The 9,961-nt window shown below is 70.4% G+C and carries 12 protein-coding genes; 1 reads left to right on the top strand and 11 read right to left on the bottom strand.

The annotated features are described in order from the left end of the window. Positions 1-38 precede the first annotated feature (38 nt). Positions 39-242 carry a hypothetical protein gene (locus tag ABIA33_RS21995; RefSeq protein ID WP_370084071.1) on the bottom strand — a complete coding sequence of 68 codons (204 nt, stop codon included), beginning with the start codon at positions 240-242 and terminating at the stop codon, positions 39-41. Positions 243-626: 384 nt separating this feature from the next. Then, the gene (locus ABIA33_RS21990) at positions 627-905 is read right to left on the bottom strand and encodes an acylphosphatase (protein WP_370084070.1); all 279 of its coding nucleotides are present in this window, start codon (positions 903-905) and stop codon (positions 627-629) included. A gap of 143 nt (positions 906-1,048) precedes the next feature. Here ABIA33_RS21990 and ABIA33_RS21985 point away from each other — a divergent pair, with 143 nt between their 5' ends. Continuing rightward, positions 1,049-1,984 (top strand): CAP domain-containing protein, encoded by a 936-nt coding sequence (locus ABIA33_RS21985; protein WP_370084069.1) that lies wholly within the window; start codon positions 1,049-1,051, stop codon positions 1,982-1,984. Positions 1,985-2,026: 42 nt separating this feature from the next. On the opposite strand, the gene mutM is transcribed toward ABIA33_RS21985, so the two are convergent. From mutM to recG, 9 genes are all read right to left on the bottom strand, one after another. Further along, the gene (gene mutM, locus ABIA33_RS21980; RefSeq protein ID WP_370084068.1) at positions 2,027-2,893 is read right to left on the bottom strand and encodes a bifunctional DNA-formamidopyrimidine glycosylase/DNA-(apurinic or apyrimidinic site) lyase; all 867 of its coding nucleotides are present in this window, start codon (positions 2,891-2,893) and stop codon (positions 2,027-2,029) included. Positions 2,894-2,901: 8 nt separating this feature from the next. Beyond that, a complete protein-coding gene (gene rnc, locus ABIA33_RS21975) occupies positions 2,902-3,669 on the bottom strand; it encodes a ribonuclease III (RefSeq protein WP_370084117.1) in 768 nt (255 codons plus the stop codon). A gap of 19 nt (positions 3,670-3,688) precedes the next feature. After that, positions 3,689-3,862, bottom strand: a complete 174-nt coding sequence (gene rpmF, locus ABIA33_RS21970) for a 50S ribosomal protein L32 (protein ID WP_030263933.1) — start codon at positions 3,860-3,862, stop codon at positions 3,689-3,691. Between the two features lie 2 nt (positions 3,863-3,864). Next, the gene (locus ABIA33_RS21965; RefSeq protein WP_370084067.1) at positions 3,865-4,422 is read right to left on the bottom strand and encodes a DUF177 domain-containing protein; all 558 of its coding nucleotides are present in this window, start codon (positions 4,420-4,422) and stop codon (positions 3,865-3,867) included. A 252-nt stretch (positions 4,423-4,674) separates the two neighbouring features. Further along, entirely contained in the window at positions 4,675-5,817 is a 1,143-nt protein-coding gene (locus tag ABIA33_RS21960) for a DivIVA domain-containing protein (RefSeq protein ID WP_370084066.1), read from the bottom strand. Between the two features lie 64 nt (positions 5,818-5,881). After that, complete coding sequence (gene coaD / locus ABIA33_RS21955; protein ID WP_370084065.1) at positions 5,882-6,388, bottom strand: pantetheine-phosphate adenylyltransferase; 507 nt, start codon at positions 6,386-6,388, stop codon at positions 5,882-5,884. A 3-nt stretch (positions 6,389-6,391) separates the two neighbouring features. Beyond that, positions 6,392-6,976, bottom strand: a complete 585-nt coding sequence (gene rsmD, locus ABIA33_RS21950) for a 16S rRNA (guanine(966)-N(2))-methyltransferase RsmD (RefSeq protein ID WP_370084064.1) — start codon at positions 6,974-6,976, stop codon at positions 6,392-6,394. A gap of 127 nt (positions 6,977-7,103) precedes the next feature. Further along, the gene (locus ABIA33_RS21945; RefSeq protein ID WP_370084063.1) at positions 7,104-7,625 is read right to left on the bottom strand and encodes a hypothetical protein; all 522 of its coding nucleotides are present in this window, start codon (positions 7,623-7,625) and stop codon (positions 7,104-7,106) included. Between the two features lie 137 nt (positions 7,626-7,762). Then, complete coding sequence (gene recG / locus ABIA33_RS21940) at positions 7,763-9,931, bottom strand: ATP-dependent DNA helicase RecG (protein WP_370084062.1); 2,169 nt, start codon at positions 9,929-9,931, stop codon at positions 7,763-7,765. Positions 9,932-9,961: the final 30 nt, after the last annotated feature.

The raw sequence follows: 9,961 nt of genomic DNA, 5'->3' as shown, positions 1-9,961 counted from the left end.
CAGTCCAGGTTTGTGCGGACTAAGGACTGGCGTGGGGATCAGGAGTAGGCGGGAACCGGCTGGGGTACGTCGATGCTGCGGAGCAGCTGGTCGTGGTCCGCGACGGCAGACAACGCGTCGTTCTCAGCCTGCATCCGCACGAGCTCGGATTCCAGGTCCTGGACACGCTGCTGGAGACGTCGCATCTCGGAGAGCACGCGCGGGTCGGGGCCGCCGACGTAACCGAGAAGCGCCTTTGCCATGATGGATGGTCCTCCACGCTGAGTGACCGACCGATGAAGGTGGGGTCGTGGTTTGGGGTACGCACTCGGGAGCAGCCCTCGCAAGGCTCTACGGGGCCGAAAGCCTTGGGCTGCACGTGCGAGTGCGCGGGCTTCCAGCGTCTCACCAAACGCGAAAAGGGTCAACACGATCACAGCGTGCTACCTGGACCGCGTCGCCGGGCAGCGGTTTCGTCACGCTGCGGGCCGTGGTCCAGCTGTGGTGTCACCGGCGTGACGACCAGTACCCGGTCGATCACTGCTCGGTGCGGAGTTAACCACGGTCCGGACCAGAGCGCAACCACTTGACAGCGGCACATGCGACGGCACCAGCGCTCCCGGCCGTGGACCCGGGGCGTGCTCCGGTCAGCGGATCGCGAAGCTCGGATAGCCGTCGTCGGATTCGCCCCATATCTCCGTGACCCCGTCGACCCGGCCGGGCGTGTCGCCGTGACGGAGCAGGTCCAGCAGTTGCTCGCACTGCTCCCTGGTGCCCTCGGCCACCACCTGGACCCTGCCGTCACCGAGGTTGGACGCGTAGCCGAGCAGGCCGATCTCCAGCGCGCGTGACCGGGTCCACCAGCGGAACCCGACCTGCTGCACCGCGCCGCGCACCCACGCGGTCATCCGGACATCCTCGCTCATGGCCCTGAGTCTCTCATCACCCTTTGCGCACACTTTCCCCCACGCCGCACCCCTCATGCCCTACGCTCCTCCTGCGCTCACCCGTACGGGTGAGCGATGAGGCAACCGTCCGGTCGGGGGGCCAGGGAGGGACCGCACCAACCATGCCCCGTCACGCGCAGACCCGCGAAGCCGCAGCCGGCGTCCCGGCCGCAGCGCCCCCCTCGCACCGCAGGCAGTCCCGCAGCGAGCAGTCGCGCCGCGAGGAGTCCAGCCGCGAGGAGACACGCCGCGGGGAGTCGCACCGCAGGCAGCCCGCGCCGAGCAGGCGCCGCCCGAGCCGTGTGCCCAGGACCGCGCTCGCGGTGTGCTGCACGGCACTGGCAGCGGGCGCCGGCGGCATCTTCAGCGGCGTGCTGCCGCTGCCGCCCGGAGTGCCGGCGAGCGTGGTGGTGGCCGGTGACCCGGCGGGCCAGAAGGCGGTCGCCTCGCAGGTTCCCGCCGGTGCGGGCGCGCCAGTCGCCGGTCGTACGCCCGGCCGGAACCCGGGCGGCGGGGGCGGCGGACACGGCAGTGCCCGTCCGACGCCGTCGGCCCGGACCAGCCCCACGGCCGCGCCGACCCCGACCCCTTCCCCCTCGGCCACCACCGCCGCACCCTCCGCCTCCGCCACGGCGCCCTCCACCGCGCCCTCCGCTTCAGCAACCGCGAGCCCGGTGGTGGGCACCGCCGCGGACCAGGTGCTCGCCCTGGTGAACGCGCAGCGGGTCCAGCACGGCTGCGCGGCCCTCACCGCGTCCGCACCGCTCACCGCCCTCGCGCAGGCCTTCAGCGTCGAGATGGACGTCCGCAACTTCTTCGACCACACGGACCCGGACGGCAAGACCCCCTGGGACCGGGCCAAAGCGCTCGGGATAACGAACCTGGGCGGCGAGAACATCGCCATGGGCCAGCAGACGCCGGACGAAGTAATGACCACCTGGATGAACAGCCCCGGCCATCGGGCCAACATCCTCAACTGCTCCTACCACTCCCTGGGCGTGGGCGTGCAGTTCGCCACCGGTGCAGGCCCCTGGTGGACCCAGGACTTCGGCTTCTAGCCCGGTCTAGCCGGTGAACGGGGCGGACCGCCAGGGCAGGCGTCAGCGGGCGCGGGGCAGGCGCTGGCAGCGGGGGCAGAAGTAGCTGGAGCGGTTCATCCACGGCGCCCGCCGGATCGGCGTGGCGCAGCGGTTGCAGGGCTCGCCCTCGCGGCCGTAGGCGTCCAGGGTGCGGGAGAAGTAGCCGGACTCACCGTTGACGTTGACGTAGAGGCTGTCGAAGCTGGTGCCGCCCACGGCCAGCGCGGCCGACATCACGCTGCGGGCCGAGGCGAGGAGCAGGCTTGCCTGGGCCCGCGAGAGGGTGTCGGCCGGGCGCTCGTAGTGGAGCTTCGAGCGCCACAGCGCCTCGTCGGCGTAGATGTTGCCCACACCGCTGATCAGGGTCTGGTCCAGCAGCGCGCGCTTGACGCCGGTGCTGCGGCGACGCAGTGCGGCGAGGAAGGCGGTGTCGTCGAACCGCGGGTCCATAGGGTCGCGGGCGATGTGCGCGAGCGACAGCGGGGCCGCCTCCGGGTCGCTGGGGTCGGCGTCCTCGACGGCGAGGCCTCCGAAGGTGCGCTGGTCGACGAAGCGGAGTTCGGTCCCGTCGCTGTCGGCGAAGCTGAACCGGACCCGGAGATGGGTCTCGGTGGGGGCTTCCTCGGGCTGGACCAGCAGCTGTCCGCTCATGCCGAGGTGGCCGAGCAGGGACGTTCCGGTTCCGGGCAGGGGCAGCCACAGGTACTTGCCGCGCCGCTGCGCCGGGCCGAGGGTGCGACCGGCGAGCTGCGCCGCGAAGTCCTCGGAGCCCGCGACGTGGCGGCGCACGGCGCGGGGGTGCAGCACGGCGACAGAGCGCACGGTGCGGCCGCTGACCCAGCGTTCCAGGCCGCGACGGACCACCTCGACCTCAGGCAGCTCAGGCACGGCGCAGCTCAGGCACTGGCCGAGGTGTCGTCGGCAGGCTTCACGGTCTCGGTCTCGGTCGACAGCCCGTGCTTCTCGCGGATCGAGTGCCAGGCGTTCTGCGCGGCCTTCTGCTCCGCTTCCTTCTTGGAGCGGCCGGTGCCGGTGCCGTAGTCGTCGCCGGCGACGCGCGCGGCGGCGATGAACGTCTTCTCGTGATCGGGACCGGACTCGGAGACGACGTACTCGGGGACACCGATGCCGACGGAGGCGGTGAGCTCCTGCAGGCTGGTCTTCCAGTCGAGGCCGGCACCGAGGTTGGAGGACTCCTCGATCAGCGGGTCGAACAGGCGGTGCACCAGCTCGTCTGCGGCGTCGAGACCCTGGTCGAGGTAGACCGCGCCGATGATCGCCTCAAGGGTGTCGGCGAGGATGGAGGACTTGTCGCGTCCGCCGGTACCCTCTTCACCGCGCCCGAGGCTGATGAACGAGCCCAGTTCCAGGCCGCGTGCGACCTGCGCCAGGGCGCGCGAGTTGACCACCGCAGCGCGCAGCTTCGCGAGCTGGCCCTCCGGGAGGTCGGGGTGGATCCGGTAGAGCGTGTCCGTCACCACCAGGCCCAGCACCGAGTCACCGAGGAACTCCAGGCGCTCGTTGGTGGGGAGGCCGCCGTTCTCGTACGCGTACGAGCGGTGCGTGAGCGCACGTACCAGAAGGGCCGGCTCGAGTGTGTACCCGAGCCGCCCCTCCAGGACGGCGTACCCGGTGTCGGCGTGTTGCAGCGCAGACGCTGACATCGTGTTGGTCACCAGCCGATCAGACCGACAGGACCTGACGGCGGTTGTACGTGCCGCAGCTCGGGCACGCGATGTGGCCCAGCTTGGGCTCGTGGCAGCGGTCGCAAGCCACCAGGGCGGGGACCGCAGCCTTCCACTGCGAACGGCGGTGGCGCGTGTTGCTGCGCGACATCTTCCGCTTCGGAACAGCCACGGCTACTTCTCCTGGTTCTCGGCAGCACCCTCACGGGTACCGCTGTCTTCGCTTCCGGCCTCAGATGCGAGAGCCGAGAGTCCCTGCAGAGCCGCCCACCGGGGGTCGACGGCGTCATGGTGGTGGTCCGGGTCGTCCGTGAGCCGTGCTCCGCATTCGGAGCAGAGGCCCAGGCAGTCTTCCTGGCACACCGGCTGCAGCGGCAGTGCGAGCACCACCGCGTCACGCAGCACCGGCTCGAGGTCGAACAGGTCGCCCTCGAGTCGGGAAGCTTCTTCGTCCGCTTCGTCGGAGTCCTTGGTGGCTCCGCCGTAGCGGTTCATGTCGGCGTCAGGGTAGTAGTACAGCTCCTGGAACTCCGCTTCGAGCTCCTGCTCGACGGGCTCCAGACAGCGTACGCACTCGCCCTTCAGCCCGGCCTCGACAGTGCCCGTGACGAGAACACCCTCGACCACCGACTCAAGACGGAGGTCGAGCTCGACAACGCTTCCTTCGGGGACGCCGATCACCTCGATACCGAGGCCCTCCGGCGCCGGGAGGGAACGGGAAACCTTGCGCATCGACCCAGGTCGCCGCCCCACCTCGTGTGTGTCAAACACAAGCGGGTTGCGGTGGTCAAGGCGGTTCAGGGTTTCCTGCTCTCTACGGCGCGCGTCGTAACCACGACTGCGGTGATCTGCTCGTCGGCGACGAACGTGCGAGACGTTCGGGGCAGCCGACAATCCCCGGCGCTGAACAGGCCGGAGAGGTCAGACTACCGGACGAGTGGACCGCGACCCAACTCGCCCCGGCCAGGCACCCCGCCGGGCGCTCTACTGGTGCCCGCCGCCGAGCTCACGCAGCCTGCTGACGTCGATGAACCCGGTGTCGAAGAAGCTGGTCTCGTCGAGCCCCGCCTGCTGCTGGTGCGGACTCTGCTGTTCGAAGACGGGCTGCTCGAAGACCGGCTGGCCGTAGGCGTCGTACGCCTGCTGCGGGACCTGCTGCGGGTAGCCGTACTGGTCGTACTCCTGAACCTGCTGGGGCTGCTGGGCCTGCTGCGGCTGGTAGGCGTACGGGTCGTACTGCGGCTGCTGCGGGACCTGCTGCTGATAGGGGTCCTGGTAGACGCCCTGCTGCGGGTAGGGGTAGCCGTTCTGGTCCACCTCGACCGGCTGCCAGTACTGCGGTTCGGCCTGCGGCTGGTGCGGCTGCTCCTCCGGCGGCAGCAGGCCGGCCTGGGCCAGCTCTGCCGCGACCGCGGCGTGGCGGTCCCCGCCCTGGTCGACGCCGCGGTTGCCGTCCTGCTTGACGCCGGTGGCGTGGTCCGCCGCGGCCAGGTACGCGCCGAGGTCGTCGATGGGGCGCTTGCCGAGGAGCTTGTCCCGGCCTCGGCCGACCGCGTCCAGGGTCTTGCTGAGGGCGGTCTCCAGCGCGGCCAGCTTCACGTCGACGTACTCGTCGACCTCGGGGCTGGGCGAGCGGAACGCGTCCTGGGCGAACTCCTCGCCGTCCTCGCCCTCGACCGGCGCGCCACCGGCCCGGAGCTTCGCGCGGCCCCGGCCGATCGCGCCGAGCGTCTTGGTGAGCACCACCTCGAAGTTCGCCAGCTTGCTGTCGACGTAGTCGTCGGCCTCGCGGCGTTCCTCGTCCGACTCGGTGCGTGCCTCGGCGAGGATCCGGTCCGCCTCGGCCTGCGAGTGCATGGCGATCTCCGTGCCGGAGATCAGCCGGCCGCGCTCGCCCTGGGCCTCCATGACGATCCGCTCCGCCTCGCGGCGGGCCTCCTGGACCACCTGGTCACCCTGCTGGACGGTCTGCTGCGCCTGCGCGAGCTCGGTCGGCAGGGCATCGCGCAGCTCAGCCAGCATGGCGATCAGTTCGGCCTTGTTGACCACAATGGATGCCGACATCGGCATCGAACGGGCGTTCTCGACGGTTGCGGTGATCTCGTCGAGCTTCTGCTGCACGTCCACCTGAGCTCACGTCTTCCACAGGAGGCAATGGACTGGGAGGTACGCACTCTACTGCGCCATCCCGCTACTTACGCTCGGCGATCCTCGCAACGAGCCGCCGGTGCACCAACTCCGGTACGAGATGCGACACATCGCCCCCGTATGCGGCGACCTCCTTCACCAGCGAGGAGGACAGGAAGCTGTAGGTCGGGCTGGTCGGGACGAACAGCGTCTCCACCCCCGACAGACCGATGTTCATCTGCGCCATCTGCAGCTCGTAGTCGAAGTCGCTCACCGCGCGCAGGCCCTTGACGATCGCGGGGATGTCCCGGTCCTTGCAGTAGTCGACCAGTAGGCCGTGGTGGGACTCCACCACGACGTTGCCGTACGGCGCGGAGACCTCCTCGATCATCTGGATCCGCTCCTCGACCGTGAACAGGCCCGACTTGGACTTGTTGATCAGAACGGCGACGTAGACCACGTCGTACAGGCGCGAGGCCCGCTCGATGATGTCGAGATGCCCGTTGGTGATGGGGTCGAAGGACCCCGGACAGACGGCGCGGCGGACGCCTGACTTCTCCTGCACGGCCATACCTCACTCACTCCCGGCTTCGCTGACGGCGGCGCGACCGTACCAGAGAGTAGCCTCGCCGTAACGGCGCTCCCGCAGCGCCGAGAAGCCCTCGGGCCAGGCGAAGTCCCCGCCCCTGGTGCTCCGCTCCACGGTGACGATCGTCTCGTCGGCGAGCCAGCCCTCTGCCCGGAGTGTGATCAGGATCTCGCGCAGGTCGTGGTCCGTCACGACATACGGAGGGTCGAGGAAGAGCATGTCGTACGGCCGGGTCGGCGCCGATCCGGCGATGACCTTCTCGACCTGCCCCGAGCGCACCTCGGCGCCCGGCAGGCCGAGCGTGCGGACGTTCGCCAGGATCGCCTTCACCACCGCGTGGTCGGCCTCCACCAGCAGCGCGCTCGCCGCCCCGCGCGACAGCGACTCCAGTCCCACCGCCCCGGACCCGGCGTACAGGTCGATCACGCGCGCTCCGGCCAGGGAGCCGCGCAGCGACTCCCAGGTCGAGAACAGACCCTCGCGGGCGCGGTCGGAGGTGGGCCGGGTTGCCTCGCCCGGGGGTACGGCCAGGCGGCGGCCACGGGCTGATCCGGCGATCACGCGGGTCATCTGCTGGGTCCTTGCTCTGTGCTCTTGTGCGGCTCGGCTTGGCGGTCGCCCACCACGCTATCCGTACGCGCGGGGGGCGACCGCGCGGAGTCACCCTTCCATTCTTCTACGACCCGTCGACGATCTTCTACGACCCGTCGACGACCGGCTCGGCCGCGCCCAGCAGCGCTGGGGAGGCGTAGCGGGACCAGGAGAGGCAGCCGTCGGGCGGGCAGTACTCGGGGCGGCGCGGGTCGTGGCCCAGCTCGCGCAGCTTGGTGCGGACGGAGTCCGGCGTACGGCCGAAGCGGGCCGCTATCCGGGCGATGGTCTCGTTGTCGTGGAAGCGGCGGACCGCCTCCTCCTCGTGCTGCGGCACCCAGGGGGCGCCGTGTCCGGGGTAGAGCTCGCGCAGCACGTCACGGTCGGGGATGGGCTCGGAGACGTCGGCGACGATCGCCAGTGCGCGCAGCGCGCGGTTGAGCGCGATCCGCAGCGAGGAGACGTCCTCGACCGGCAGCCGCAGCCGGCCGGAGGCGATCGGTTCTGCGGAGTGGCCCTCGCGCCACCCGGTGAGGGTGAGGGTGACCTCGCGGTCGTCCTCACTGGTGAGTTCTACCCGGAAGACCTTGTCACCGAGCGGCAGCTCGTTGAGGTGACGGAAAGCCATGGCTGTGCCCCCAGAGTCCGTTGGGACTGAACGCCACAAACGTGCTGGTGAAGCGGCGTTCTGAACACGTCCATTGTCGCGCGTTGCACTGACAGTCGACCGTCGCCGACGGACCGTCAGCCCTTCTCCAAGCTGCGTCAACCTCTTTCAAGATAGGCCGCGCGATCCGCGTCGAGCAGGCTCCGCAGCGTGCTCGCCAGCGCCGGATGGTCCGTCAGTTCCGGATCGGCCCCGACCAGTCGGACGGCCTCCTCGCGGGCCGCGGTGATGACGTCCTCGTCCTCCAGCACGGAGAGCACGCGCAGCGAGGACCTCACCCCCGACTGCGCCTGGCCCAGGACGTCGCCCTCGCGGCGCTGTTCCAGGTCGATCCGGGACAGTTCGAAGCCGTCCAGCGTCCCGGCGACGGCGTCGAGCCGCTGGCGGGCCTGGCTGCCGCCGGGCATCTCGCTGACCAGCAGGCACAGTCCGGGCGCCGATCCCCGGCCGACCCGGCCGCGCAGCTGGTGCAGCTGGGACACCCCGAAGCGGTCGGCGTCCATGATGACCATCACGGTCGCGTTGGGAACGTTGACGCCGACCTCGATCACCGTCGTCGCCACCAGCACGTCCACCTCGCCGGCGGTGAAGCGGCGCATCACGTCGTCCTTGGCGTCCGGCTGCATCCGCCCGTGCAGCACCTCGACGCGCAGCCCGGACAGCGGTCCCCCGGAGAGCTGCTCGGCGATGTCGAGGACTGCCAGCGGCGGGCGCCGCTCGTCGTCACCGGCCGACTTGGCCACGGCCTTCTCGTCCTCGTCGCCGATCCGCGGGCAGACGACGTAGGCCTGATGGCCCTTGCCGACCTCCTCGCGCACGCGCTCCCAGGCCCGGGTCAGGAAGTTCGGTTTCTCCAACGCGGGCACCACATGCGAGGCGATCGGCGAGCGCCCGGCCGGGAGCTGGTCCAGCACGGAGGTCTCCAGGTCCCCGAAGACCGTCATGGCGACCGTGCGCGGGATCGGCGTCGCGGTCATCACCAGCAGGTGCGGCGGGCGGTCGGCCTTGGCCCGCAGCGCGTCGCGCTGCTCCACGCCGAAGCGGTGCTGCTCGTCCACGACGACCAGGCCGAGGTCGAGGAACTGGACCTTGTCCTCGATCAGAGCGTGTGTGCCGATGACGATGCCCGCGTCACCGCTGATCAGGTCGAGCAGGGCCTGACGCCGCGCGGGGACGCCCATCGACCCCGTCAGCAGCACCACCTTGGTGCCCAGCTCGGAGCCGCCCAGCATTCCGCCCTCCGCCAGGTCTCCCATCATCTCCACGATCGAGCGGTGGTGCTGCTGCGCCAGTACCTCGGTGGGCGCCAGCATCGCGGCTTGCCCGCCGGTGTCCACGACGGCGAGCATCGCCCGCAGCCCCACCATCGTCTTGCCGGAACCGACCTCTCCCTGGAGCAGCCGGTGCATCGGGTGCTCCCGGGCCAGGTCGCCGAAGATCTCGGCGGTCACCGTCTGCTGACCTTCCGTCAACTCGAAGGGCAGCCGGGCGTCGAAGGCGTCCAGCAGCCCGCCCGTGCTGGGGACGCGCGCCACCGCCGGCTGCGCGGAGTCGGCGGCACGTCGCCGGGCCAGGGCGACCTGCAGGACGAACGCCTCGTCCCACTTGAGCCGTTCCTGCGCCTGGATGCGGTCGGCGTGGGTGCGCGGGCGGTGGATCCGCTCCAGCGCGTCGCGCAACGGCAGCAGGTCGCGTTCGAGGCGCAGCGCCTCCGGCAGCGGGTCCGGGACGTCCTCCAGGACCCGGCTGCCGAGCAGGGTGTCGACCGCCTTGGAGATCTTCCACGAGGGCATGGTCGCCACGGCCGGATACACCGGGATCAGCCGCCCGGCGAACTCCTCGGCGAGACCCGCGCTGTCCTCGTCCATCAACTGGTAGTCGGGGTTGGCGAGCTGCCGAACCCGGTTGAAGACCCCGACCTTGCCCGCGAACAGCCCCTGGCGGCCGGGCCGCAGCTCGTGCACGCGGTGGGCCTGGTTGAAGAAGGTGAGCTTCAACCGGCCCCGGCCGTCGGTGACCACGACTTCGAGCCGGTTGCCCTTGCGGCCCCGGAACGGGATGACCTCGGACTTCTCGATCCGGGCCATGACCGTGACGTGCTCGTCGAGCTCCAGCTCGTCCAGGCTGGTCAGCTCGCCGCGCTCGGCATAGCGGCGCGGGTAGTGGTGCAGCAGGTCGCCGTTGGTGTGCAGACCGAGTCCGTCGGCGAGCACCTTGGCGGTGTTCCCGGCGAAAAGGATCTTCAGGGGTTCGTCGAGCGCGGACATCCGGTGTTCTGCCTCCCTCCGGTCACCACA

It is taken from the genome of Streptacidiphilus sp. MAP12-16, from assembly GCF_041262165.1.
Taxonomy (GTDB): domain Bacteria; phylum Actinomycetota; class Actinomycetes; order Streptomycetales; family Streptomycetaceae; genus Streptacidiphilus.
Note: the sequence above shows the minus strand (reverse complement) of the source record. Positions and strands in the feature narration are given on the sequence as shown.